The sequence below is a fragment of the Brevibacillus sp. AG genome (assembly GCF_028369215.1).
In the GTDB taxonomy this organism is placed as follows: Bacteria; Bacillota; Bacilli; order Brevibacillales; family Brevibacillaceae; genus Brevibacillus; species Brevibacillus porteri.
This window is the reverse complement of record NZ_JAQMYO010000004.1, coordinates 276,950-302,848: the sequence shown is the minus strand read 5'-3', so window position 1 is coordinate 302,848 and position 25,899 is coordinate 276,950. Positions and strand designations below refer to the sequence as shown.

21 protein-coding genes are annotated in these 25,899 nt (G+C 47.4%); 1 reads left to right on the top strand and 20 read right to left on the bottom strand.

Translation table 11 applies throughout. The features are described from left to right. Positions 1–7 precede the first annotated feature (7 nt). The 4 genes from POF51_RS12740 to POF51_RS12725 all read right to left on the bottom strand — a co-directional run bounded on the left by POF51_RS12740 (position 8) and on the right by POF51_RS12725 (position 3,362). Positions 8–1,291: a UDP-N-acetylglucosamine 1-carboxyvinyltransferase gene (locus POF51_RS12740; RefSeq protein WP_069851043.1), complete on the bottom strand. Its 1,284-nt coding sequence runs from the start codon at positions 1,289–1,291 to the stop codon at positions 8–10. 79 nt (positions 1,292–1,370) lie between these two features. Continuing rightward, the gene (fsa, locus tag POF51_RS12735) at positions 1,371–2,015 is read right to left on the bottom strand and encodes a fructose-6-phosphate aldolase (protein WP_017252387.1); all 645 of its coding nucleotides are present in this window, start codon (positions 2,013–2,015) and stop codon (positions 1,371–1,373) included. A 14-nt stretch (positions 2,016–2,029) separates the two neighbouring features. Then, positions 2,030–2,884, bottom strand: coding sequence for a class II fructose-1,6-bisphosphate aldolase (gene fba, locus POF51_RS12730; RefSeq protein WP_048035114.1), 855 nt, complete (start codon positions 2,882–2,884; stop codon positions 2,030–2,032). Positions 2,885–2,987: 103 nt separating this feature from the next. Continuing rightward, complete coding sequence (locus POF51_RS12725; protein ID WP_007725537.1) at positions 2,988–3,362, bottom strand: response regulator; 375 nt, start codon at positions 3,360–3,362, stop codon at positions 2,988–2,990. A 171-nt stretch (positions 3,363–3,533) separates the two neighbouring features. On the opposite strand from POF51_RS12725, the gene POF51_RS12720 reads away from it, so the two are divergent. Beyond that, entirely contained in the window at positions 3,534–4,328 is a 795-nt protein-coding gene (locus POF51_RS12720) for a lipid II flippase Amj family protein (protein WP_069851045.1), read from the top strand. Positions 4,329–4,400: 72 nt separating this feature from the next. Here the strand turns inward: POF51_RS12720 and POF51_RS12715 are convergent, their stop codons facing one another. From POF51_RS12715 to ablA, 16 genes are all read right to left on the bottom strand, one after another. Further along, entirely contained in the window at positions 4,401–5,996 is a 1,596-nt protein-coding gene (locus tag POF51_RS12715) for a CTP synthase (RefSeq protein ID WP_017252390.1), read from the bottom strand. Positions 5,997–6,202: 206 nt separating this feature from the next. Further along, complete coding sequence (gene rpoE, locus POF51_RS12710; protein WP_271755481.1) at positions 6,203–6,763, bottom strand: DNA-directed RNA polymerase subunit delta; 561 nt, start codon at positions 6,761–6,763, stop codon at positions 6,203–6,205. Between the two features lie 467 nt (positions 6,764–7,230). Next, on the bottom strand, positions 7,231–7,854 hold the full coding sequence (locus tag POF51_RS12705; RefSeq protein ID WP_069851050.1) for a hypothetical protein: 624 nt from the start codon (positions 7,852–7,854) through the stop codon (positions 7,231–7,233). Positions 7,855–7,888: 34 nt separating this feature from the next. Further along, the gene (locus POF51_RS12700) at positions 7,889–8,461 is read right to left on the bottom strand and encodes a MauE/DoxX family redox-associated membrane protein (RefSeq protein ID WP_271755478.1); all 573 of its coding nucleotides are present in this window, start codon (positions 8,459–8,461) and stop codon (positions 7,889–7,891) included. 4 nt (positions 8,462–8,465) lie between these two features. Continuing rightward, positions 8,466–10,268 (bottom strand): ABC transporter ATP-binding protein, encoded by a 1,803-nt coding sequence (locus POF51_RS12695; protein WP_271755476.1) that lies wholly within the window; start codon positions 10,266–10,268, stop codon positions 8,466–8,468. 20 nt (positions 10,269–10,288) lie between these two features. Then, positions 10,289–10,816 carry a TlpA family protein disulfide reductase gene (locus tag POF51_RS12690; protein ID WP_173623321.1) on the bottom strand — a complete coding sequence of 176 codons (528 nt, stop codon included), beginning with the start codon at positions 10,814–10,816 and terminating at the stop codon, positions 10,289–10,291. Between the two features lie 604 nt (positions 10,817–11,420). Continuing rightward, on the bottom strand, positions 11,421–14,672 hold the full coding sequence (icmF, locus tag POF51_RS12685; protein ID WP_069851057.1) for a fused isobutyryl-CoA mutase/GTPase IcmF: 3,252 nt from the start codon (positions 14,670–14,672) through the stop codon (positions 11,421–11,423). 122 nt (positions 14,673–14,794) lie between these two features. Continuing rightward, positions 14,795–15,427, bottom strand: a complete 633-nt coding sequence (locus POF51_RS12680) for a TetR/AcrR family transcriptional regulator (RefSeq protein WP_017252398.1) — start codon at positions 15,425–15,427, stop codon at positions 14,795–14,797. A 171-nt stretch (positions 15,428–15,598) separates the two neighbouring features. Then, positions 15,599–16,741 carry an acyl-CoA dehydrogenase gene (locus tag POF51_RS12675; protein WP_069851059.1) on the bottom strand — a complete coding sequence of 381 codons (1,143 nt, stop codon included), beginning with the start codon at positions 16,739–16,741 and terminating at the stop codon, positions 15,599–15,601. Between the two features lie 36 nt (positions 16,742–16,777). Next, positions 16,778–17,920, bottom strand: coding sequence for an acyl-CoA dehydrogenase (locus POF51_RS12670; protein ID WP_069851061.1), 1,143 nt, complete (start codon positions 17,918–17,920; stop codon positions 16,778–16,780). A 212-nt stretch (positions 17,921–18,132) separates the two neighbouring features. Further along, positions 18,133–18,984 (bottom strand): 3-hydroxybutyryl-CoA dehydrogenase, encoded by an 852-nt coding sequence (locus POF51_RS12665; protein WP_069851063.1) that lies wholly within the window; start codon positions 18,982–18,984, stop codon positions 18,133–18,135. A gap of 15 nt (positions 18,985–18,999) precedes the next feature. After that, complete coding sequence (locus POF51_RS12660; protein WP_069851065.1) at positions 19,000–20,178, bottom strand: acetyl-CoA C-acetyltransferase; 1,179 nt, start codon at positions 20,176–20,178, stop codon at positions 19,000–19,002. Positions 20,179–20,338: 160 nt separating this feature from the next. Next, on the bottom strand, positions 20,339–21,454 hold the full coding sequence (locus POF51_RS12655; protein WP_271755469.1) for a hypothetical protein: 1,116 nt from the start codon (positions 21,452–21,454) through the stop codon (positions 20,339–20,341). Beyond that, positions 21,451–21,990, bottom strand: coding sequence for a sigma-70 family RNA polymerase sigma factor (locus POF51_RS12650; protein WP_069851069.1), 540 nt, complete (start codon positions 21,988–21,990; stop codon positions 21,451–21,453). Before POF51_RS12650 ends, POF51_RS12655 begins: the two co-directional genes overlap by 4 nt. Before the next feature lie 115 nt (positions 21,991–22,105). Further along, positions 22,106–24,181, bottom strand: coding sequence for a heterodisulfide reductase-related iron-sulfur binding cluster (locus POF51_RS12645; protein WP_174230849.1), 2,076 nt, complete (start codon positions 24,179–24,181; stop codon positions 22,106–22,108). Positions 24,182–24,450: 269 nt separating this feature from the next. Further along, positions 24,451–25,815: a lysine 2,3-aminomutase gene (ablA, locus tag POF51_RS12640; RefSeq protein ID WP_069851073.1), complete on the bottom strand. Its 1,365-nt coding sequence runs from the start codon at positions 25,813–25,815 to the stop codon at positions 24,451–24,453. Positions 25,816–25,899 lie beyond the last annotated feature (84 nt).

Here is a 25,899-nt window from a genome sequence, read left to right as displayed (position 1 = left end):
TGATTGGTTAACGCTGGTGGTTTTCCATGCTCTGCAGACCTACCCGAGTAATATCGGCTCCCAAGGCTTGCAGCTTGCCCACCAAGTTTTCGTAGCCACGATCTATATGTTCGAGTCCTTCTAATTCTGTCGTGCCGTTCGTTGCCAAGCCGGCAATGAACAGAGCTGCTCCCGCACGCAAATCCGAAGCTACCACTTTGGCACCATTCAGTTTGCTTCCGCCTTCGATGACAGCGGATCTTCCTTCAATCTTTAAGGAAGCTCCCATACGGCGCAGTTCATCTACATGACGAAAACGCGAGCTGTAAATATTGTCCGTCACGATGCTTGAGCCTTTGGCAAGAGTCAGCAAGGTCGTGATCGGCTGCTGGAGATCCGTTGGAAATCCCGGATACGGACTCGTTTTCACGTCGATTGATCGATAAGAATCATGTCCGATGACTTGGATGCTGTCATCCTCTTCTACCACTTGCGCACCGATTTCGCGCAGCTTGGCCGTTACAGACTCCAAATGCTTTGGAATGACATTCTCCACCATCACATTGCCGTTGGTAGCTGCTGCCGCAATCATGTACGTCCCCGCTTCGATCCGATCGGGGATAATCGTATGACGGCATCCGCGCAAGCGTTCTACGCCTTGAATGCGGATCATGTCCGTTCCGGCGCCTTTGATGTTTGCTCCCATATTGTTGAGCAAGGTTGCTACATCGACGATCTCAGGCTCACGGGCAGCGTTTTCAATAATGGTCACACCGTCTGCTTTGGCAGCAGCCAGCATGATGTTAATGGTGGCACCAACACTGACCAGATCGAGATAGATTCGCGCACCCTGCAAGCGTCCATTTTGGGCACGGATAGTCATGACGCCGTTTTTGTTCTCCACCTCGGCGCCCATCGCTTCAAAGCCTTTGATATGCAAATCTACTGGACGCGGGCCCAAATCACAGCCACCCGGCAAGCCAACCTGGGCTTCACCGAACTTGGCGAGCAAGGCTCCCCACAAATAGTACGAGGCACGGAGCTTTTTGATGCGACCATTTGGCATGAGCATCAGCCTCATACTACGTCCGTCGATTTCCATCCAATCTTCTTCGAACAGCACGTCAGCTCCCATTTCCCGCAAGAGCTCGTGATAGATACCTACATCCTGAATACGGGGGAGATTCTCAATAACAACGGGTCCATCTGCCAGCAACGCTGCTGGGATGAGTGCGACTGCGCTGTTTTTTGCTCCGCTGATGGTCACCGTCCCCGCGAGCGGTTTTCCACCGTTGATGATCAGCTTATCCATGCTTTGCTCTCCTCAGGCGTAATCGGGAAAGAAGCACCTTCCCCAATGGAAAAGGTGCTTGGACTTTCAACACGTGTCCTTATTTTTGCATACTTGCCCAGTCAGCGAGGAATTTCTCCAAGCCACTATCTGTCAGTGGATGGGCAATGAGTTGTTTAAATACTTTCGCTGGAATGGTAGCGAAGTGAGAACCACGGCGTGCTGCCTCCGTTACGTGAACAGGGTGGCGCACAGATGCCGCAATGATCTCGGTGTCGATACCGTGAACAGAAAAGATTTCAGCAATATCTTCGATCAATTGCATGCCATCTTGACCAATATCATCCAGGCGTCCCAAGAACGGAGACACGAAGCTCGCACCTGCGCGCGCAGCCAAAAGTGCCTGGTTCGCGGAGAACACCAGTGTTACGTTTGTTCTGATTTTGCGTTTAGCAAAATACTTGGTTGCCTTCAAACCTTCTGCGGTCATTGGCAGCTTGATGACGATGTTTTTCGAAAGAGCAGCGAGCTTATCTCCCTCTTCGATCATGCCTTTTGCATCTGTACTGATGACTTCGGCACTGATCGGACCGTCAACAATATCGAGAATTTCTTTCAGGGTTTCTACAAAATCGCGTCCTTCTTTGGCAACCAGAGACGGATTTGTCGTTACGCCCGCCAGAACTCCCCATTCGTGAATCTCGCGGATTTCTTCAACGTTTGCTGTATCAATCAAAAAACGCATGATTATCCTCCCAGTTACGCGCGGTTGCTACTTCCGAACAAGCGCATTTTTCCTTTTACTACTTCCTTGATCGCATCGCGAGCAGGGCTCAGGTATTTGCGTGGATCGATCTCATTCGGCTTGGCAGCTAGCACTTTGCGAACTGTTTCCGTGCATGCGACTTGGCTTTCTGTATTTACATTGATTTTTCCTACGCCCAAACGGATGGATTCGATGATCGCTTCGTCTGGTACGCCGGAACCACCGTGAAGAACGATCGGCGCTCCAATGTTGCTCGCTACTTTTTCGATAATGTCGTAGCGGATTTTTGGAACTCCTTTGTACATACCGTGTGCTGTACCTACAGCAATCGCTACATAGTCTACTTTTGTTTCTTCCCAGAAGCGGATTGCTTCCTCAGGATTTGCCAAGGTAGCATCTTCCTCGTCAACAGACAGGTCGTCTTCTACCCCACCGATGGTACCGAGTTCACCTTCTACCGATACGCCAACAGCGTGAGCAGCCTCTACAACCTGTTTGGTCAGGCGAAGGTTATCTTCAAACGAATGATGGGAACCATCGAACATAACAGAAGAGAACCCAGCGCGAATGCACTTCATTACCATGTCGAAATTGCTACCATGGTCAAGATGCAATGCTACAGGGACTCCTGCGCGTTCAGCAGCCACTTTTGCAATCGCTACTGTATAATCGATCCCCATGTATTTCAGTGCACCCTCAGAAACACCAAAGATCACAGGCGATTTTTCTTCCATCGCAGCTTCAGTAATCGCTTGAGTAAACTCCAGATTGTTCAGGTTAAATTGTCCGACGGCGTATTTATGCTTTTTGACGTCTTCGGTAAAAGCGGTCATAGGTACCAGTGGCATTTTGTAAATCCTCCTCTAGCAGACTTCAGTCATGTGGCTTATTATACCACAGACAAGCATTTGTTAACAGGGACGCTTGTACCCTGACCTTAGCAGTCAGTTCTTAACAAGCTAATTGCTGATGCACTGCCATTCGTAGTTCATCGATATCAAACGGCTTTGTAAAATGAGTCAATGCTCCCAGTTGTGTTGCTTCTTTGATCATGTCCAGCTCTCCGTAAGCTGTCATCATGATGACTTTGATTTCCTGATTGATTTTCTTGATGTGTTTCAAGATCTCAATACCATCCATCCCAGGGATCTTCATGTCGAGGATAACCAAATCTGGCGATTCTTTTTCCACGATTTCCAATGCCATTTTCCCGTTTGCTGCCTGAAAGGTCTTGTACCCTTCTTTTCCCAGCACCTCATACAGTAAAATGCGAATCCCATACTGGTCATCCACAACCAGTACCTTTTTATCTTGCTTGTCGAACATTCTGATTCCCCCCTGACGAATGCGTTTTCTTAATTATTATGGGTTCGCCTAAAATCAGGAAACTCCTTCACCTTTTTTGCTGAACGTCTGCTTAAAATTTCCCATAGGCCTCATTTCGAGTATAATGGGAAAAACCAATTTCCCCTACACACAAGGAGCCAGATACTTACTATGGATGCTCTGTGGCTGATTTGCTTGTTAACATTTATTATCCATACGACAGAGACACTTACCTACGGAATCCGTTTTGCAGGGGTACAAACGGGCAGGATTGCTGTAGCGATGTCTCTGGTCGGGATCGTATTGCTCCTCTCCCGTACTTCCAACCTGATTCAAGGACCATTCACTGGGGGATTGATGGATCAAGCTGCGATCGAGCATGTTGACCCTAGCACACAATTGCACGTGATTATTGCAGCGTCCTCGCTCGGAACCTTGGCGGCTATCGTACTGTTTCCCACTTTCGTCCAAATATCGAAACGAATGATCTCGCACTTGGAGTTAGCGGGCTCGATTCCGCAAATGATTCGCACGGCAGTTACTGTTGAAACCATCCGACGTGTTCACCATCATGTCCGGATTCCTAGCTGGCAAGCCATCTCTCGTTTTCGAATCAAAGGCATTCCCAAACGATTACTGTTATTAAATGCATTGGGGACAGCTATCTACACAAGCAGCGTACTGTCCGTGTTATACGCGACATTACTAGCCCCGGATTACAAAGCAACCGTTTTGATGTCTTCTGGATTAATCAACGGATTTGCCACGATTTTCATGACGATTCTGGTAGACCCGCAAATTGCCCTTCTGACAGAAAAAGCAATGCAAGGGAAAACCACGCAGCAATCGATTCGCGACATGTACCTGTGGCTGATGTTCTCACGTTTTATCGGAACGATTTTGGCTCAATTCCTGCTCATTCCGGCCGCCTACTGGGTAGCCTGGCTATCGCCCTTGTTCCATTGATCTGCTTTTTGAAAGCACAAAACGCACCTGCGACTTTACATCGCGGGTGCGTCTTTTATTTATGGAACTATGTTATTTGTTCAGGGAAGCCTTCACGAAGTCACGGAACAATGGCTGTGGACGGTTCGGACGGGATGTGAACTCTGGGTGGAACTGTGTCGCTACATACCATGGATGTTCTGGAACTTCCACGATTTCAACCAGTCGACCATCTGGAGTTGTACCCGCAAAACGCAAGCCCATTTGCGCCAATTGATCACGATATTCGTTGTTCACTTCATAGCGATGACGATGACGTTCATAAACCAGGGTACTTCCGTATGCAGCCTCAGTCAGCGTGCCTTCTTCCACTTTGGTTGGACCGAGACCCAGACGCATTGTACCACCCTTGTCCTCGATATCTTTTTGCTCTGGCAAGAGGTCAATAACCGGATATGCTGTATTCGGGTTGATCTCGGAGCTGTTTGCGCCGTCCATACCCGCTACGTGGCGAGCGAACTCGATCACAGCGATTTGCATACCCAAGCAAATTCCGAGGAATGGTACTTTATTTTCACGAGCATAGCGTGTAGCGATGATTTTACCTTCGATACCACGATCGCCAAAGCCGCCTGGTACGAGGATACCATTTACATCACCGAGCAGTTCGCCAACATTTTCTGGCGTAACTTCTTCCGCGTGTACCCATTTGATTTCTACTTTGGAATCGTTCGCATAGCCACCATGGTACAGCGCTTCTGCTACGGACAAGTACGCATCATGCAATTCTACATATTTACCAACGATTGCAATGGTAGTCGTTTTGGACAGGTTTTTGATTTTCGATACGAGCGATTTCCACTCTGTCATATCCGCTTCTTGGCAAGTCAGACCCAAGTGACGGCATACGTAATCGTCCAACCCTTGTGCTTGCAATTGCAGTGGTACATCGTAAAGGCTGTCCGCGTCTATACATTCCACTACCGCGTTTTTATCGATATCACAGAACAGAGCCAACTTGTCTTTCATTTCTTGCGTCATCGGTTGCTCGGTACGTGTCACGATCACATTTGGTTGAATACCCAAGCTGCGCAGTTCTTTCACGCTGTGTTGCGTAGGCTTGGTTTTCATTTCACCTGCTGCCTTGATATATGGTACCAGGGTTACGTGAATGTACATGACGTTTTCACGACCGATGTCACTTTTGATCTGGCGGATGGATTCAAGGAATGGCAAGCTCTCGATATCCCCAACAGTTCCACCGATCTCGGTAATCACTACATCTGCCCCGGTTTCGCGACCTGCACGGAAAATGCGATCTTTGATTTCGTTCGTGATGTGAGGAATAACTTGAACGGTTCCTCCCAAATAGTCGCCACGGCGTTCTTTGGCAATGACAGTCGAATAAATTCTACCAGTTGTCATATTGGAGTTAGCGCTCAGGTTGATATCGATAAAGCGCTCATAGTGGCCCAAGTCCAGGTCTGTTTCCGCACCATCGTCCGTTACGAAAACTTCCCCGTGTTGATACGGACTCATCGTTCCCGGGTCAACGTTGATGTATGGGTCACACTTCTGGATGGTTACCTTTAGACCCCTATTTTTCAAGAGTCGGCCCAGAGAAGCCGCTGTAATTCCTTTTCCCAACGAGGATACAACCCCGCCTGTCACAAAAATATACTTCGTCATCGTTAACGTCCCCTCTTTCCCTCACCCTTAAGTTGTTATAAAAATCGAATGAAGACGGCTCCAAAAAAAAAGAAAAACAAAAGCGAGTCCTATCCCGTAAAGAAATGGGGTAGGGGCACTTTTGTTTTATAGTTTCCCATATTTGATCCTTCTTCATGTGAAGCCCAAGGAGTATTTTATCTGTCCCTTAAGCGGAAGTCAAGGACCTATTTATCGTCTTCCTCGTCGAGCTCGTCGTCAGATTCCTCTTCCGCAAGCTCTTCGTCCTCTTCGAACATCTCATCATCTTCGTCTTCGAGTTCTTCCTCGTCGATTTCTCCATCGATTTCTTCTTCTTCGATTTCAGAATCTTCGTCGACGAATTCCTCTTCGTCCTCAAAGATGACAACATCGTCTTCCTCGTATTCTTCGACACCTTCGTCTTCGGAATCGTAATCGTCGAAGTCGTCTTCCGTGACGATTTTCTTCTTCTTCGTTCCGCCACCCTCTTGGGTTTCTTCCACGGTGTCGGTTGGGTACCAGCGTTTCAATCCCCATACATTGTCACCGAGGCACACGAAGCGGCCATCAATGTTAATTTCTGTGTATACTTGCGCGATGATTGCCATGAGTTGTTCATCAGTCAGCTTGCGCACTGCAACCAGTTCATTCATCAGCTCGCGGAAGTTGTAAGTGCGGTTAGTTTCACGCAAAATTTCATACGCAATGTCAACTAACGCCATCTCACTCAGTTTCTCGGAATCAATATGAGCAAACAATTGACTCACTCAGGGCACGTCCTTTCCATATGAAAACGATTGATTTGAATACTGACCCGGTGCCCTGTTCGGGGGACGCAGGTTTGTATAAGTCATTCATAAATGATGTCAAAATCCCTAATTACACAACGTACAACATACGAAGGCTAACATACAGTATTCCTTATTTTAGCCGAAAATGCAAGGCTTTCAAACAAGCGAGACTCTTTTTATTAGGTAATGGTCGTGAATTTCCTTAATAATGAACTCACCCCTATACAACCACTGATTAAACAGTTGGGGGCTAAGATAAGTGCTAGCAAACGACCATTTGGAATGGACATACAAATTTTTATTACATAACATTTTGGAAAAGTAACGTACGATAGATAATATAATGAAGAGTAGAAGTTAAACTTCTACTCTTCATAATTACACACGACACCGCGTTGATTTACTGTAATATTCTTAAAATATGAATGGTAGTTTTTCTACAGTCATGAATATGGTTGAGGGGCAATTTTATTTGCTTTATTTTCTTCTAGATTTGTTGAGAGCGACGCAGGAATGAACTCCGAGGTGTCCGCTTCGATATGCACATGTTTTTCAAGCAATGCCAGTAGATAATGAAAGGTAGGAACCGATTCTTTGGCAAGGATAATTCCTTTTTTGTCGATCAGGACAGCAGATGGGATGGCATCGATTTGGTACATTGAAAACGAAATGGAAGAGTTGATATACTGAATATCGTCCTGGTTTTGAGTGTCGTGAATGAGCTTTCCTGAATAAACAACTAGTAATTTAAGCTGAGGAAATCGTAGTTTTACCTTCTCTAAATGTGGAATAATTTGCTGGCATATGGGACAACCTTCTGCCGTGAAAAGTGCAAGTGTAGAGTGGCTTTTCATCTCTGTAAAATCAATGCTTGTTCCAGATGGACTGTTATCGATCAGAACCGGGGCTCTGGAGCCTATCCAGTTGTCTACACTCGGTTCTTTTTCTTTTGCTTGTAATTTATTGATAAAATCTGCTACTAGTTTTGTTAGCAGGTAGATAACGACGAATTGCACCATGACAAATACCCATAACGCAATCACAGACCATTGTATAAACGTTTCCAACGAGGATCTCTCCTTTTTCGTGAGGGAATGATATTTATTTTTGTGCGACTAGCTCGTGTACTTTCTTCCGAATGCTCCCTAGATGTTGACCAATCAGAATCACAAGTGTGGACAACAATGCGATGATCATTAACGTCCAGTACTCTTCTCCATATACGGTCCTGAAATTCCCTGTTTCTAATGCCCATGAGAGATTCCCATAGGTGGTCGGTATTTGATAGACCCAGAGACACATCGCAATGAGCAAAACGTTTCGGCTGACCAGTACCCATGATAGATTGTGATTGCTAACGATGCCACCGCAACCACATGATATTTCTCGTCTTCCACGCAATAAATTGACCACAATAGCCACGCTATACAGGAGTAGTAAACCACTACCAGCCAGAGCTGCCCAAGAATAGTACAGCCCGAAAATGAGTAGCAATCCAATCAGCAATTCAGAATAAGTGTCGAGGACGGCAAAAAATCTAATAGATCGTTCAGGCAGTATTTTGTAGTCTTTTACAATTGAAGCATGAGTCGTGCTGTTTTTGATTTTTGATACAGACGAGCTTATAAACAACAGTGCTAGAATCATGCGAAGGATAAAGGATGCGATTTCCAATTTTTCACCTGCTTTCCACTGGTGTTGCATACCATTGTGCCTGAGCATGATACATCTGCGCATATTCTTTATTACGTGAAATCAGTTCATCATGCGTTCCAGACTCGACTAACTGACCATCCTTCATCACGATAATCCGATCTGCCATTTTAGCGGCAGCCATACGGTGTGAGACAAATAGGGTTGTTTTATTTTCAGTCAGATTTCGTACGAGTTGGTATACAGAAAGCTCAGTCATGGGATCAAGAGCTGCTGTTGGCTCATCTAAAATCACAATATCACTATTTCGAAACAGAGCACGAGCCAAGGCAATTTTTTGCCATTGTCCTCCAGAAAGATCGGTTCCCTCTTGCAAATAGCGACTTAAATAGGTTTGGTAGCCATCTGGAAGTTTGGAAACGATTTGATCCACGCCAGCTGTAGCGGCAACTTCTTGCATCCATTTTAGATCGTTTATTCGTTCGGTATCACCAAAACCAATATTATCTTGTAACGTATAGGCATATTTGATGAAATCCTGGAAGATCACGGTCATATTTTTGCGTAAATCATCAGGTTTGATCTGGCTAATACTGAGGCCATCGAAGGAAATGTCACCCTGTGATATGGGATACAACCCCATCACACATTTGACTAAGGTTGATTTACCCGAGCCATTTTCACCGACGATTGCGATTTTTTCACCAGGCCGTATGTGCAAGTGAATATCCCTTAGAACAGGATTTGTCGTATTCACGTAGGTAAATGACAATCCTTTTATAAAAATGCCCTGTTGTAGCGGTGCAGGAAAGAGAGCCGAGCCTTCGTCGCTTGCATCCTTTTCAGGGTGTTCATATTCGATGAAATCAAAAAAATCGTTTATATAGAGAATCTCTCCAAATATTTTGGCAAACTGGTTAGATAGCTGATTGGTCAATCCTTGTGTTCCCTGCACAGCTTGTCCGATTGCTACAAACTCACCGATTTGCATAGAGGTGGTACGGATTAACCAGATGATAATTCCAGCTGTCCCAAAGTACAAAAGTGCGGTAAACCCATCTAGGCCGACCTCCGTTGCTTGTTGCTTTCGCAGCACCTTTAATGTTTCAGTGAACTGGTGGGTAATGGAGGTTGACCATCTTTTCAGTAGCATTTGACCTAAGCCAAATAGTCGAATTTCCTTGGCTGACTGCCGATCTTTCAATAAAAAACTGGTATATTGTATGTCACGAATTAAGGGGGTTAAGCCGTATCTGAGCCAATAATTGATACTGCCAAACCGAATTTGAACAAAGAAGACGGGAATTGCCGCGATCAGACTTAAAATGACGAGGCTCCAGTGAACGGTAAACAAAAAGAGCAAGAAACTGAAAATAGTAATGCTGGCTCTAACGATCTCTAGTAGGATCGTGAGTGGTGATAAAAAGCGTGTGCCCACATTCAAGTGAACTCTCTCTAAATGATTGTAAAAATCGGGAATATCAAAATAGAAAAGCGGTACCGCTTCTACCTTTTGAAGTACAAGTGATTGCGCCGCGAGTTCCAAAACATTTTCAAGCTTTCCATTCAGGTATTGTTGGATATTGAGAAGCACAGATGTAGCCATCGCTATTAAAAATTGAAGTGAGAGTAAGAAAAAAGCATAACGATAATCACCCACTTGGAGTTGAATGATTTTCGCGACCTCATTGATCATTTCTTTGGATAGCCAAAGGGTGGCTACTGGTAGTAAACCAATCATGATTGTTAAGCAAACTAAAAGCGCGAGAAGTAGCCGGGCATGTGCCCATAAGAAAGCGAACAGCTTGATAAATGATTGAACAATCATGAGGAACACCTTTTCTAGTTTTATTGGATGTTGTGGAGCTCTTGCTTCTCCTTGTGTTTCAAGATGTCTACTAGCTCACCAACTGAGCGTCCTACATATCGAATGATCCCCTGTGAGTCAACAATAAACAGGCTTGGGAAGTTGATGATTTGTAATTCGCTCATGGTTTTTTTGTCGACGGGAACCATCGTAATTTTTCCGCTAAATGTGTCGATAAAGTGCTGATAGTCAGAATCATCCTGCTTAACCGCACATAAGAAAGGAAGGTTGGTTGTTTTTTTCTTGATATGGGTTAAGTATCTTTCTACTTCATGATGGCATGTATCACATGAGGGGGCAGCGAACATGACAATGGTTGGTGTTTGTGAAAAATGCGTGGGGAATATAAGTGACTCTTTGAGATTTACACCGATAAAATACTGGTTTAGAAGTGAAAAAAAAGAATCTTCTACAGAAAAGAGAGTAACGATATTCCTGAACTTTCGGTATGAATAGAGTTGCATGCCGAATAAAGCAACTGCTACCGTTAGTGGAATGAGAACGTACACAGAAACCTCCCTCAAACTCTATTTTGGTAAATATTTGTAAATAATATATCATTTGACAGTTTTTGTTGCAATTCTTATAATTGAATTGAAAGTAAAAAATGTAAAAATATGGAGGTTATGACTATGTTAGATCAATTTTCAAAGTTAATTGGTGTCAAGAATGATTCTAAAAACGGTTTCATTGATCCTCCCTGCACCATTAATGTGTTTTGTATTCTAGAAAAGGGAACAGCAAAACATAACTTGCAGAACCCTCTTAAATTTACTTGCTGCTAGGAAAAAGAATAATTTAGGGGATGAGAGTACCAGCATTACACGAAAAATTTGCTAGGATGCTAAATCATCCTCTCCAAACAAACCTTCAAAACCACTAGAAATGTGGAGCTGGAGGTTTGTTTTGCATTCACAAATTTTCTTCCTAATGAAAGAAACCCCGAAAATAACGGGGTTTCTCTACAGTCTTAAGAGTAGAAGTTAAACTTCTACTCTTGTTTTACATTTTAGAATAAGACAAGGACCACCTCGTAACAAAGAAGTGGTCCTTGTGTGATTTTCGAATCTTTCCACGTACCCTAGGATTTCTTTTAAGCCAATTACTCTGTTGCTACATATTTCTGCGGTATTGGCCGCCCACTTCATACAAGGCACCACTGATTTGTCCAAGCGATGCTACTTTGACCGTCTCCATCAGCTCGGCAAAGATGTTCTCTCCCGCCATAGCCACTTCTTGCAGACGCCGCAGCGCAGCCGCAGACACATCCTTGTGGCGCTCCTGGAATGCCCGGAGATTAATGATTTGCTGTTCTTTTTCCTCTTCGGTCGCCCGAGCCAATTCAATCTCGTAATCGTCCTCAGATGCATTCGGATTAATGAACGTGTTTACCCCAATAATTGGCAACTCGCCCGTATGCTTTTTCATTTCGTAATACATGGACTCGTCTTGAATTTTGCCGCGCTGGTATTGAGTCTCCATCGCTCCCAGAACGCCTCCGCGAGAACTGATCCGCTCGAACTCTTGCATAACTGACTCTTCTACCAGATCAGTCAACTCATCGATGATGAATGCCCCTTGAAGTGGGTTCTCATTTTTCGCGAGTCCCATTTCCTTGTTGATGATCATCTGAATCGCCATTGCCCGTCGAACAGAGTTCTCCGTCGGGGTCGTAATCGCTTCGTCGTAGGCATTCGTATGGAGAGAATTACAGTTGTCGTAAATGGCAATCAAGGCCTGCAAGGTCGTTCTGATATCGTTGAAATCCATCTCCTGCGCGTGCAAGGAACGGCCGGACGTCTGGATGTGGTACTTCAGCTTTTGGCTGCGGTCATTTGCACCATAACGATTTTTCATCACGGTTGCCCAAATCCGGCGAGCCACACGTCCAATCACGGTGTATTCCGGATCGAGACCATTAGAGAAGAAGAAGGACAGGTTCGGCGCAAAGTCATCGATGTTCATGCCGCGGCTTAAATAGTACTCGACATAGGTAAATCCGTTAGATAGCGTAAACGCAAGCTGCGTAATCGGATTCGCCCCTGCCTCCGCAATGTGATAGCCGGAAATAGACACAGAGTAGTAGTTCCGTACTTTCTGGTCGATAAAATACTGCTGGATATCCCCCATCATCCGCAAGGCAAATTCTGTCGAGAAGATACACGTGTTTTGCCCCTGATCCTCTTTCAAAATATCTGCCTGAACAGTTCCGCGAACAGTCGACAGCGTGTACGCTCTGATTTGTTTTGCTTCGTCCTCGGTAGGCTGACGCCCTTCTTTTTGAACAAAAGCATTCAGTTGCTGCTCGATCGCCGTATTCATGAACATGGCCAAAATCATAGGTGCAGGACCGTTGATCGTCATGGACACAGAAGTGCTAGGTGCACAAAGGTCAAAGCCAGCGTACAGCTTTTTCATGTCATCCAGGGTGCAAATGCTGACCCCACTCGTACCGATTTTCCCGTAAATGTCCGGGCGGTAGTCAGGGTCCTCACCATACAGCGTAACCGAGTCAAAAGCCGTACTGAGTCGCTTCGCTTCATCATTTTGAGACAGGAAGTGGAAGCGTCTGTTCGTCCGCTCTGGAGTACCTTCGCCTGCAAATTGCCGCTTGGGATCTTCGCCCTCGCGTTTAAACGGAAATACTCCTGCGGTATACGGGAATTCACCTGGAACATTTTCTTTTAATGACCACTTTAAAATTTCGCCCCAATCCTCGTAATCAGGGACGGCTACTTTTGAAATGCGTGTACCCGACAACGATTCGCTGAACAGCTTGGTAACCAGTTCCTTGTCGCGAATTTTCGTGACGAATTGATCCTTCCGATACGCTTCCTTGAGCTTGGGCCAATTTTCCAGGATACGTCGGCACTCCGGATGCAGCTTTTCTTCAAAGAGAACGATTTGTTTATCAAGCACCGCCACCAGCTCGGCAGCCGCCGAATCTCCCGAGGCCAGCACTGTCTCCTTTGCACCCTGCAACTGGAACAGCTTGCGTGCAATCAACGACTGCTCTTCGGCATAGGCACGGTATAGGCGGACGGTGTTGGCAATGTCTTGCAAATAATTGATTCTCTCTGTCGGAATCAACGAAGTTTTATGAATCTTTACAGGAGTCGTATCCAAATTCTCTACAGACCAGTCAACGCTAGTCTTTTCTACAATTCGATGCATCAAGGCAGCAAACAACACATTCGTTCCCGGATCGTTAAACTGACTCGCAATCGTACCATACACAGGAACCTTCTCATCCGGCAGCTCAAAAAGCTGGTGATTGCGTCGATATTGCTTGCGAACCTCGCGAAGAGCGTCCTCTGAGCCTTTACGCTCAAATTTGTTGATCGCGATCACATCAGCAAAGTCGAGCATATCAATCTTTTCCAACTGAGATGGTGCCCCGAATTCACTCGTCATGACGTACATGGAGACGTCGCACACTTCAGTGACCTGCGCATCCCCCTGACCAATCCCGCTCGTTTCCACAATAATCAGATCAAAATGGGCAGAACGCGTTACTTGAATCGCGTCTTTTAAGGCAGCAGACAGCTCCATGCCCGATTTGCGGGTGGCGAGACTGCGCATATACACGCGCGGTGTCGAATTGGCATTCATGCGGATGCGGTCACCAAGTAACGCTCCGCCTGATTTTTGCTTGGATGGATCGACAGACAAGATCGCGACCGTCTTCTCGGGATAAGTGCGAATAAATCGACGAACAAGCTCATCAGTTAATGAGCTTTTTCCTGCTCCACCCGTACCTGTAATCCCTAATACCGGAATGGCTGAATCGGCTTCCACTAAACTTTCACGGAGAGGTTCTGTCCATTCACGCTGGTCCACTGCATACTCTGCAACGGAAATAAGCCGGGCAATCGCCTGATGGTTTTGCTCACGCAAGCCTGCTACTTCTTCCTCCAGCTGCTTAACGGTTGGGAAATCGCTACGTCTAATCATGTCGTTGATCATGCCCTGCAAGCCCAATCGTCTGCCGTCATCTGGCGAATAAATTTTACAGACTCCGTACTCTTCCAATTCCCGAATCTCGCGTGGAACGATAACGCCGCCACCGCCGCCAAAAACACGAATATGCTCTGCTCCCCGCTCGCGTAATAGATCAATTACGTATTTGAAATACTCCACATGACCGCCTTGGTAGGAGCTGATGGCAATCCCTTGCACATCCTCCTGAACAGCGGCTGTTACAATATCATCAACAGAGCGGTTGTGTCCGAGATGGATGACCTCTACTCCCGACGATTGTAAAATACGGCGCATGATATTAATCGAGGCGTCGTGACCGTCATACAGACTAGCTGCGGTCACAAAGCGAACCTTGTTTTGCGGACGATACACTTCTGTTTCCATCGTTCCACTCTCCTTTTAATTAAGTTTAAAAAGGAGGAAAAACAGGGCCAAGCAGATCAAGGCGCGGTAGACGCGAGGTATGCTTGGCACTCTATGTTTCCCAGACTTTTTAAACTCTCCTCTTAATCGGAGACACTGATATCGCGAAGCAGAAGCGCGATCTGCTTCTCTGTGTACTCCTCAATGGTATAGTGCTTTTTCAATGCCCAGCGGCGGAATACCCACATTTCGCCCAGTACCATGATATTGTCCGCCATCAGCTTGACGTTCTTTTCGTCAATGTGCAGCGAACCATCGGCAATCCCTTTTTCCAGGATTTCGACGAAAATATGCGAAATGGCTTCTTCACGCCCCAACACGTAGCGGAGTGTTTCTTTTGGCAATGATTTGGCTTCCTGATAAATAAGCAAAACGCGGTCGCTCATCTGATCCATCACGCGGATCAGGCTCTTTAGTGCTATCTTTAATGTTTTCAAGCCAGTTCCGTTGAAGTTGATCGCTTCACGCAAGCGCGTCTCCATCTCCGCATGAATGGCATCACAAACAAGATAGAGCACGTCTTCTTTTGACTCAATATACTCGTACAACGTACCAATACTAAATCCAGACGCTCGGGCAATCTCCCTTGTCGTCGTTTTATGAAAACCTTTATTAATGAAGAGATGAACGGCAGCCTCAATAATCTGCTCTCGTCTTCTCTCGATCAGTTTTGGGTCCTTTACTAGGGACGGTATCGCTTTTCTCTTGTCAGACACTCCAAAATCCACCTTTCCAACCGACTGAGCGTTTGGTCAGACGCCTCATAGAAAAGAAGGCGCAAACACTCTACTTTTGTATCATTCGCAGATCATTATACGCGAGTAAGAGCACAAAGCCAAACTTTTCTTTTCTATGTGTGTCATCGTGTTGGAAGACTGGACAGTTTCCTACTCTTTTAGCAGGAAATTACTGATCACGACACGTTGGATTTCATTGGTTCCTTCATAGATTTGTGTAATTTTGGCATCGCGCATGAAGCGCTCCACAGGATACTCCCGCGTGTAGCCGTAACCCCCGAAAACTTGAACAGCCTCGGTTGTTACTTCCATTGCTGTATCTCCTGCAAAAACTTTGGACATCGCAGATGCTTTGCCATATGGAAGACCTTGATCCTCCAACCACGCTGCTTGGTAAGTGAGCAAACGGGATGCCTCGATCTTGGTAGCCATGTCTGCCAGCTTGAACTGGATTGCCTGCAAGGAAGCGATTGGTTTGCCGAACTGATTGCGTTCTTTGGCATAGTTCCGCGCATGCTCGTAAGCACCTTGTGCAATGCCCAATGCTTGAGCGGCGATACCGTTTCTTCCACCGTCCAACGTCATCATCGCGATTTTGAAGCCTTGGCCTTCTTCGCCCAGCCTATTCTCTACTGGCACGCGCACATCTTCAAAATTGACTGCAAGTGTTGGCGAGGAACGGATACCCAGCTTCTTCTCCTTTTTCCCCATTGTGAAGCCGTCCATGCCTTTTTCTACGATGAAAGCCGTGATGCCTTTATGGTTCAACTCTGGTTGGGTGACCGCGAATACGATGTAGATTTCTGCTTCGCCCGCATTGGTAATGAAAATTTTGGTGCCATTTAAAATGTAGTGATCACCATCGCGTACGGCTGTTGTCCGCATTCCCGCAGAGTCAGAGCCAGATCCCGCCTCGGTCAAACAGTACGCGCCCATCTTCTTGCCTTCTGCTAATGGACGCAAAAACTTTTGTTTTTGCTCCTCTGTCCCGAATTTGTAAATCGGCCAGCTCGCCAAGGAAACATGTGCGGACAGTGTCACACCGATGGAGGCATCCACACGGGAGAGTTCTTCCACTGCAATGACGTAGCTCAGGTAATCTGCACCTGCTCCGCCGTATTGTTCCGACCAAGGAATGCCTGTCAGTCCAAGCTCAGCCATTTGCTCAAATATGGAACGATCAAAACACTCTTCTTCGTCGCGCTCGGCTGCTGTCGGAGCTACTTGATTCTCTGCAAAGTCGCGAATCATTTTGCGCATCATTTCATGTTCTTCCGTCAGTTGGAAATTCATATGGATCACTCCCCCATGTCTTTTTCATCTGTCTATTTAATCAGCAAGCAAATGCTTGGCGATAACGATTCGTTGAATTTCGTTGGTGCCCTCATAGATTTGCGTTACTTTCGCATCCCGGAATAGACGTTCAACCGGATATTCTCGAGTGTAGCCATATCCGCCAAAGATTTGTACGGCTTCTGTGGCGAGCTCCATCGCGGAGTCTGTGGCAAAACGCTTTGCCATCGAGGCTTCCATCCCACAAGAAATACCTTGGCTGCGCAGCCACGCCGCTCGGTATACTAGCAACCGGGCAACTTCTGCTTTCGTCGCCATGTCAGCCAGCTTGAAGGCAATGGCTTGCTGCTTGACAATCGGTTGTCCGAACTGCTTACGTTCCCGCGCGTACTCTGTCGCATACTCTACTGCCGCCTCGGCAATCCCGAGTGCCTGTGCCGCAATCCCTATTCGACCGGAATCCAGATTCGCCATCGCGATACAGAAGCCTTCCCCTTCTTGACCCAACAGGTTGGCAGCCGGTACACGCGCATTGTCGAATATGAGCTCTGTCGTATAGGAACCGTGCAGTCCCATCTTCTTTTCTTTTTTCCCAACCGTGAAGCCCGGTGTATCCTTGTCTACGATGAAGGCTGATATTCCCTTGGTTCCTTTTGTAGAGTCGGTTACGGCAAATGCGATATACGTATCTGCCTCCCCACCGTTTGTGATGAACACCTTGTTTCCGTTTAAGATGTACTCATCGCCTTTTTTCACAGCTGTGGTTCGGATACTGCTCGCATCAGAACCTGCATGCGGCTCGGTCAAGGCAAAAGCCCCGAGGTATTCCCCACTCGCAAGCTTGGTCACGTATTTGCGTTTTTGCTCCTCGGTACCGAAGTAGAGAATCGGGTTCGTCCCGACGGAGGTATGCACGGACAAAATGACGCCTACTGTCGCACTCACTTTGGAAATCTCGTGAATGGCCAAAATGTAGGAAATAAAATCCGCCCCTGCTCCTCCCCACTCTTCGGCGATCGGAATGCCCATGAGCCCCATCTCGCCCATCTTTTTCAGGATCTGACGCGGGAACTGGTCCGTCTCTTCCATCACAGGGATGAAAGGTGCGATCTCTTTCTGGGCAAAGTCTCGCACCATGCGGCGCATCATCTCTTGCTCTTCATTCAATCGAAAATCCATGTCCGTCCTACCTTTCTGCAAAGTTCCTCTCTAGCAAAAGTTCAAAAAGTCGTCATTTCAGCACCGAGAAAGTGGCGAGAACCTGAAGAAGGAGGAGCGGAATGTAGAGAACTACATGAGCACCGGACTTCAAAGGTGAACGCCACTTTCGACGTGGCATACGCTTTCAGTACTACTTCGTGATCAAAAGACGAATTTTTGAACTACCTTGCCTAGTTGTACACGTAGAAACCACGACCGGATTTTTTGCCTAGCCATCCTGCTTTGACGTACTTGCGCAGCAACGGGCATGGGCGGTATTTCGAATCACCGAACCCTTCGTGCAGTACCTCCATAATGTAGAGGCAAGTGTCCAGCCCGATGAAATCAGCCAGCTGAAGTGGCCCCATCGGATGGTTCATGCCCAGCTTCATGACTTCATCGATCGCTTCCGGTGTTGCAACTCCCTCGTACACACAATAAATCGCTTCATTCAGCATGGGCATCAATACCCGATTGGACACAAAACCAGGGAAATCGTTTACGCTCACGGGTACCTTGCTCATTTGCTTGGACAAATCTTCTGTCAGCTGATAAACCTCATCGGATGTTTGCAGGCCGCGGATGATCTCAACCAGCTTCATCACGGGAACGGGGTTCATGAAGTGCATGCCAATTACTTTTTCCGGCCGCTTCGTCACTGCCGCAATTTCGGTAATTGGCAGGGAGGATGTATTGCTCGCAAGCACCGTATGTGGCGGACATACCTCGTCCAGCTTGGAAAAAATTTGCGTTTTGACCGCCATGTTTTCCGTCACCGCTTCTACCACAAAATCTGCATCAGATGCATCAGCCAGATCGGTAGACAGCGTCAAACGTCCGAGAATGGCTTCCTTTTCCGCTTCGCTGAGCTTGCCTTTTTCCACGTTGCGCGACAAGTTTTTCGTAATCGTAGCAAGACCGCGTTCCACAAACGCCTGCTGAACGTCGTTCAAATAAACACGAAAGCCAGCCTGCGCTGCTACCTGGGCAATCCCACTGCCCATCTGTCCTGCCCCGATGACCATAATCGTTTGTACGTTCATGCAAAAAGGCCTCCCTTACTCTACTTTAATCAAGATGGCGTCACCCTGTGCGGCACCACTGCAAATTGCCGCGATCCCTAAGCCGCCGCCTCGTCTTTTTAATTCATAGACGAGGTGCATAATAATCCGAGCACCACTCGCGCCAATCGGGTGTCCGAACGCAATCGCTCCCCCGTTTACATTCACTTTCTCTGCGTCCCAGCCAACGATTTTGCCACTTGTCAAAATCACCGCAGCAAACGCTTCGTTCACCTCGAATAAATCGATGTCAGAAAGAGCTACTCCTGTCTTCTCCAGAAGCTTGTTAATGGCAAGCCCCGGAGTTGTCGCGATATAAGGTGCATCTGCACCGACCTCGGCGTGACCAAGAATCGTCGCAAGCGGCTTGATACCCAGTTGCTGCGCTTTTGCATCCGACATCAACACCATCGCTGCCGCTCCGTCGTTGATTCCTGGAGCATTGCCTGCCGTGATCGTCCCGTCCTTTTTGTACACAGGAGGCAGCTTCGCCAATCCTTCCTCGGTGGTATCTGGACGTGGTCCTTCATCCACGATTACTTGCAGCGGCTCCCCTTTTCTTTGCGGAATGGAAACCGATACTAGCTCTTCGGCAAAAAGTCCTTTTTCCATCGCTTGAGCAGCTCTCTGCTGACTGCGCAGTGCCCATGCATCCTGCTCTTCTCGCGTAATCCCGTTCTCTTCTGCCACATTGCTGCCGTGGACAGCCATCGCCACTTGATGAAACGGGCAAGTGAGGCCGTCATACATCATGAGGTCGCGAACCGTTGCATCTCCCATCCTCATCCCGTTGCGTGCATCCGGCAGTGCGTACGGTGCGTTGCTCATGCTCTCCATGCCACCAGCGACGATGATTTCTCCGTCTCCTGCGCGAATGATCTGGTCCCCCAGCGTCACTGCACGCATCCCTGACGCACATACCTTGTTAATCGTCTCGCTCGCTACATTCCATGGCAAACCAGCCTTACGAGCCGCCTGGCGTGAGGGCACCTGACCCGCACCTGCCTGCAAGACCATGCCCATGATCACTTCGTCCACCTGATCGCCGGAAATGCCGGCGCGCTCTACCGCTTCCTTGATTACAATGGAACCGAGCTCAACTGCCGATAACGCTTTCAAAGCTCCACCAAACTTACCAAACGGGGTACGCGCTGCCCCAACAATGACCGTTTTCATCGAATGACCTCCATTCGGATGATTTTCACATCAACAAAAACTAAATCGATCGAGCGTTCGTTCATTTTGCATACTTTTATTTTGCCGTCTTCCGTACGAATAGTCAATCAATAATGAAAAAAAGAGCAGCCTGACTTTTGGGAGAGTCAGGCTGTTCTTGCTATTGTCGTGCCATCCAGCTTAGTTTCCAGAAGCCTTGTTTGTTTTTCTGCATTTTATAGGCAACCTTATCACTGTTGTCCTTGAAGGCCACCCATACAACCGCTTCCTTGTCAGACGTTTGCTCAAGCGTTATGTCACTTGCCAAGTCTCGCATCTTTTTCAACTGCTTCCAGCTATTTCGTGCTCCAACCGGATCTTTCTTCATATCTTCCAAGTATTGCTCCGGTGTTGGCTTCTCTGATCCATCGTCCTCGATATGCAAAGCGTACTGCATTTCGAGCTGACCCTCTTGCTGTGCTTGCACATACAGCTTCAATACATCGATTGGAGATAAACCACGCAAAAGCTCATCTTTTTTCTCATACATGTAATTGTAATAACGATCCTGTTCCTCTGGCTTTAAATCAAATACGGACGTAGCTATTGGTGTTTGTGTGCCATCCTGTGGGACATCTACGACATCCTCATTAACGGTACCGTTGCTGTTCATTTTGAAAAGGTAGACCTCTTTGCCTTGGACATAGCTTATGGTATACCAATAAAGCTTTTTATCCTTCCATCCAACAAACATCTCCAAGCCCACGTCTCTTTTTAGCAGAGCCTCCGTCTCGATCATTGTCCAGTCTTTTCGCTGATATCCTTCTTTTGCGAGAATCGAATAGCCCCAGTACTCTTCTGTGCCATCGTCCCCGCTTCCGCCATAATTGTCTACAACTGTGTAAGGGAACGAAATCTTGGCTTTGATTTGGTCTTGTGTCATCCCAACACGCAAGACATCGATGATCTCATCTACCGTTCCCATAATCACCTGATCATCAGAAGCTGGGTGAGCCTTTGGATCGGGCTTTTGATGGGTACCTGGCTCAGCAGACGTTCCGTTCGGCGTATGTGTACTCGTGCTTTCCTTTTGCAGCAAATAAGGGGCAAACCCAATGACAAGCACAACCGCAACAAGTGCTGCGCTTACAGGGTAGATGAAACGAAACCTTTTCTTGCCTTTCTTCTCGATATTCATGCGAATCCGCTCCTCCAAGTTAGTTGTATTGTCCATTCCACGCAACAGTGTCCGGTCAGCCGTTTCCTTGAATTCCTCCAGCAATTTATCCAAGTTCATTCGATCCCCTCCTTTTCCAGGAGCGCTTTAAGTTTCTGGCGTGCGCGGTGCATTTTCGTATAAATCGCTCCTGCGGACGTATCCAAAATGACCGCGATCTCCTCTACGGACAACTCCTCGTAGTAGTGAAGGACAATCAACTGACGATAGCTATGCGGCAGCTTCATGACAAGATGAGCAAAACGGGTGCGAAGGTCATTTTGCAAAACGGTCGACTCTGCTCCCTCGACTACCTCTATGTCCACTTCCGGTTTGAAAAACAGGTGACGGAACGACCACGAGCGCAGGTGTTTTTTCGCTTCGTTGACAGCGATGCGGTACACCCATGTTTGCATCGAGCTCTCTTGGCGGAATTTCCCCAAGTTTTTGTAAGCTAACAGGAACACTTCCTGTGTGATATCCTCTGCAAGGCTGCGGTCCTTGACCATCAAATAGACGAGTCGCAACACCTTTTTCAGATAGTGCCGGATCAATTCATCAAATAATGCCTCTTTTGTTTTGGTTAAGCCTTTCTCTGCAAGCTCCAGCTTCCTCACTCCCTTCCCACTCCTTTAGATTCAGCTGGCTCCTCTATCTTACAGTTTTTTTGCAAAAAAATAATGCGCAAGCCTCGTCGCTTGATCAGCACCGAGACTTGCGCATGGTATGAACCTAGATGGCGTCTGCGAGAATTTCCGCGACGTCGCGTGTTTTGACGTGATCTTCCTGCTCTTTGGTCTTAATTCCGTCGTTCATCATCGTCAGGCAGTATGGGCATGCACTGGCGATTTCCGTCGGCTTGACCTCCAGAGCTTGCTCCGTACGTGTAACGTTGACACGAGAGCCCTCATGTTCCTCCATCCACATCAAGCCGCCGCCCGCTCCACAGCACATACTGTCGCAGCCGCTGCGCTTCATCTCGACCACCTCTACGCCAGGAATGGCTTCGAGAATTACACGTGGCTTGTCGTAAATTTCGTTGTAGCGGCCCAGGTAGCAGGAATCGTGGTAGGTGATGCGTTCCTTGACTTCCTTGGTTGGCTTCAATTTGCCTTCCTTCACCCACTCCGCCAACAGCTCGGAGTGGTGGTACACCTCTGCATTCAATCCAAACTCCGGATATTCGTTCTTAAACGTATTGAACGCGTGCGGGTCGCAGGTGACGATTTTTTTCACTTCATACGCTTCAAACAAGGCAATATTTTCTTGGGCGAGCTGCTGGAACAAGAACTCGTTACCAATACGGCGGGCCGTATCGCCAGAGTTCTTTTCCTCGTTGCCCAAAATGGCGAACTTCACACCCGCTTCGTGCATGAGCTTCACAAATGCCTGCGAGATTTTTTGGCTACGCAAGTCAAATGATCCCATCGAGCCTACCCAGAACAAGTACTCGAATTCTTCGACCTGCTTCACAGTTGGCACCTCGTACTCACCGTTCAGACCTTCAATCCATTTCGTCCGGTCTTTGCGGTTAATTCCCCACGGGTTGCCCTGACGCTCGATATTGTTCAAGGCGCGCTGCGCTTCTGCTGGCATGCTGCCTTCTGTCATGACCAAGTAGCGGCGCATATCGATGATTTTATCTACGTGCTCGTTCATCACCGGGCATTGGTCTTCACAGTTGCGACAGGTCGTACAAGCCCACAGCTCCTGCTCGGTAATGACATCGCCGATCAAGCTTTTCTCATAGACTGCAGTTGCTCCTTCCGCTGTCGCCGCTACTTCAGATGCTTGGATTGCAATCTGGTTGGCAGTCGTCTGCGAAAAGGCGAAGTTAGGCATCCATGGTGTACGCGATGTCACCGACGCACCTTTTTCGGTCAAATGGTCGCGCATTTTCGTAATCAAATCCATTGGGGAGAGCATTTTTCCCGTTCCAGAGGCCGGGCACATATTTGTGCAGCGACCACACTCCACACAAGCGTACAGGTCGATGAGCTGCGTTTGCGTAAAATCCTCGATTTTGCCGACACCAAATTCTTCCTGCGTCTCGTCCTCGAAGTTGATGCTGGTCAGCTTACCTGGCGGGTCCAGCTTCTTGAACCACACGTTGACAGGAGCAAACAGCAAATGCGCGTGCTTGGACTGCGGCACATACACCGCGAAACCGAGCAGGATGATCAGATGCAGCCACCAGAAAACGTAAAAGCCTACCACTGCACCTGTTGTCCCTACTCCAATCGCAGAGAGTACGATCGCGAAAACAGATGAGATCGGAGCGAACGCCGACGGCTCATGTCCGAGCCAAATTTGTTCAAAAGCGAGCGAGAACAACACAGTCGCCATCAGGGAGGAAATCAGCAAGAGGACAATCCCCGATTTGAAGCCGCGCTTCAGACGCTTGAGCTTTTCGATATAGCGGCGGTAGAAAGCGTAGCCGACCGCAGCCAAAATGAGAAATGTGGTGATCTCCTGCATGACAGAGAAGTATTTGTGGGCGCTACCAAAAGGAAGCTCGTAGCCTTTCGAAAGCCCTTTGATAACCAGCTCGATGGCTCCGAATTGCAGGGTGATAAAGCCGTAAAACATCACAACGTGCATCACGCCGCTCTTTTTGTCCTTCAACAGCTTCTTGTGGAAAATGACGTTGTCCAGCATCAGATTGATGCGTGCCCCAAAGTCATTTTTCACATCCGGCTTTTTCCCCAGCTTGATAAACAAGTATCTGCTGTACACGACATGCCCGGCTAAATACAGCCCGTAAGCGAGAACCAGGAAAAAGGCGATCAAATTAATGAGTGCCAGCATGTTTTCTACTCCCCTCTATTGCGAGTTTGTCTTTGGACGTGGAAATCGTTTTTTCTATCTTATCAGAATCATGGAAATAAATGAATGAGTATTCAGTCAGTCCGTTTATTTTTTTCGAAAAATGCAACGATACTGAGCGACCGCTCATAATGAATACAACTCGATCTTATCACACAAGTTGCGAATCATCCATCCTCTTCGAAGAGTTGGAAATATTCTTACGAAAAAAAAGAAACAGCTACCTTCATACGGGTAGCTGTTGATCATGTTTATTTTCCTGAGGCTTCCTTCGTCTCGGCAGTAGGTTGGTCTTTCTTGGCCTTTTGCTCTGACCGTACATCTGCGAGTGATTTGACCTTGGTTGCTTTGATGCGCTTGTTACGCGGCAGATCAGTCGGCTCCAGATTGTCTACCTCGTCTTGCATGAGTGCTGCGATACCAACCGCTTTGCCTTTTGCAGCCTTGCAGTATTCGCAATTTTCCTCGTCGTGCTCGTGGTATTGCTTCGGCTCTGGATAGGACGTGATAACGCCTTCAAAATTACGCAGCACAACTTTATCAGATGCTTGCGAGATGATGTAGTTCGGACTAACTGGAATTTTGCCTCCGCCGTGTGGAGCGTCTACTACAAAGGTCGGAACTGCATAGCCGGAAGTATGGCCGCGCAGGTGCTCAATGATTTCGATCCCTTTGCTGACAGGCGCGCGGAAGTGTCCGATTCCCTCTGACAGGTCGCATTGATAGATGTAATACGGGCGAACGCGGATTTTGACCAGGTCCTGCACCAGCTTTTTCATCGTATTCGCACAATCGTTGATACCAGCCAAAATAACTGCTTGGTTGCCGAGCGGAACACCAGCGTTGGCGAGCATTTCGCAAGCTAGCTTCGCTTCCGGTGTAATTTCTTTCGGATGGTTAAAGTGTGTATTGAGCCAAACTGGATGGTATTTTTTCAGGATATTGCACAGGTTTTCGGTAATGCGCTGCGGGAATACAACGGGTGCACGCGTACCGATCCGAATAATTTCAACATGCGGGATGTCGCGCAGGCTGCTGATGATGTATTCCAATACACGGTCATTGATCAACAAACCGTCTCCACCGGAGAGCAGTACATCGCGGACTTCTGGTCTTGAGCGGATGTAATCGATACAGGCATCCAGCTGTTTCTTTGGTACGCCCATGCCGATCTGGCCGGAAAAGCGACGGCGCGTACAGTAACGGCAATACATGGAGCATTGGTTCGTCACCAGGAAAAGCACGCGATCTGGATAACGATGTGTCAGACCAGGTACAGGAGAATCGGTATCCTCGTGAAGTGGGTCTTCCATGTCGTATTTGGTACGAACCATCTCAGAGGACAAAGGTACAGACTGCATGCGAACCGGATCGCTTGGATCGTCTGGATCCATCAGATGAGCATAGTACGGTGTGATATTGAGTGGAATGGTTTGCGTAGAAATACGTACGCCCTCTTCCTCTTCCGGTGTCAGGTTGATTACCTGCTTCAAATCATCGACCGTCTTGATGGTGTGCGTAAGCTGCCACATCCAGTCATTCCATTGCTCGTCCGTGACATCCTTCCAAAGTTCTATCGAACGCCAATCGCGTTTTGTCGCTACTGTCATGTGCATCCCGTCTCCCCTCGTCTTATGGTGAACCTCTTCGTTTCACTCAACCAACAAGAGATGCAAGTGCCATGCCAACAAATCAAAAGA

What these genes read in the sequence shown, in the direction of transcription:
- POF51_RS12740 (WP_069851043.1), bottom strand. Translation starts at nt 1,291, where the DNA reads ATGGATAAGCTGATCATCAACGGTGGAAAACCGCTCGCGGGGACGGTG.
- fsa (WP_017252387.1), bottom strand. Translation starts at nt 2,015, where the DNA reads ATGCGTTTTTTGATTGATACAGCAAACGTTGAAGAAATCCGCGAGATT.
- fba (WP_048035114.1), bottom strand. Translation starts at nt 2,884, where the DNA reads ATGCCACTGGTACCTATGACCGCTTTTACCGAAGACGTCAAAAAGCAT.
- POF51_RS12725 (WP_007725537.1), bottom strand. Translation starts at nt 3,362, where the DNA reads ATGTTCGACAAGCAAGATAAAAAGGTACTGGTTGTGGATGACCAGTAT.
- POF51_RS12720 (WP_069851045.1), top strand. Translation starts at nt 3,534, where the DNA reads ATGGATGCTCTGTGGCTGATTTGCTTGTTAACATTTATTATCCATACG.
- POF51_RS12715 (WP_017252390.1), bottom strand. Translation starts at nt 5,996, where the DNA reads ATGACGAAGTATATTTTTGTGACAGGCGGGGTTGTATCCTCGTTGGGA.
- POF51_RS12695 (WP_271755476.1), bottom strand. Translation starts at nt 10,268, where the DNA reads ATGATTGTTCAATCATTTATCAAGCTGTTCGCTTTCTTATGGGCACAT.
- icmF (WP_069851057.1), bottom strand. Translation starts at nt 14,672, where the DNA reads ATGGAAACAGAAGTGTATCGTCCGCAAAACAAGGTTCGCTTTGTGACC.
- POF51_RS12675 (WP_069851059.1), bottom strand. Translation starts at nt 16,741, where the DNA reads ATGAATTTCCAACTGACGGAAGAACATGAAATGATGCGCAAAATGATT.
- POF51_RS12670 (WP_069851061.1), bottom strand. Translation starts at nt 17,920, where the DNA reads ATGGATTTTCGATTGAATGAAGAGCAAGAGATGATGCGCCGCATGGTG.
- POF51_RS12665 (WP_069851063.1), bottom strand. Translation starts at nt 18,984, where the DNA reads ATGAACGTACAAACGATTATGGTCATCGGGGCAGGACAGATGGGCAGT.
- POF51_RS12660 (WP_069851065.1), bottom strand. Translation starts at nt 20,178, where the DNA reads ATGAAAACGGTCATTGTTGGGGCAGCGCGTACCCCGTTTGGTAAGTTT.
- POF51_RS12655 (WP_271755469.1), bottom strand. Translation starts at nt 21,454, where the DNA reads ATGAACTTGGATAAATTGCTGGAGGAATTCAAGGAAACGGCTGACCGG.
- POF51_RS12645 (WP_174230849.1), bottom strand. Translation starts at nt 24,181, where the DNA reads ATGCTGGCACTCATTAATTTGATCGCCTTTTTCCTGGTTCTCGCTTAC.
- ablA (WP_069851073.1), bottom strand. Translation starts at nt 25,815, where the DNA reads ATGCACATGACAGTAGCGACAAAACGCGATTGGCGTTCGATAGAACTT.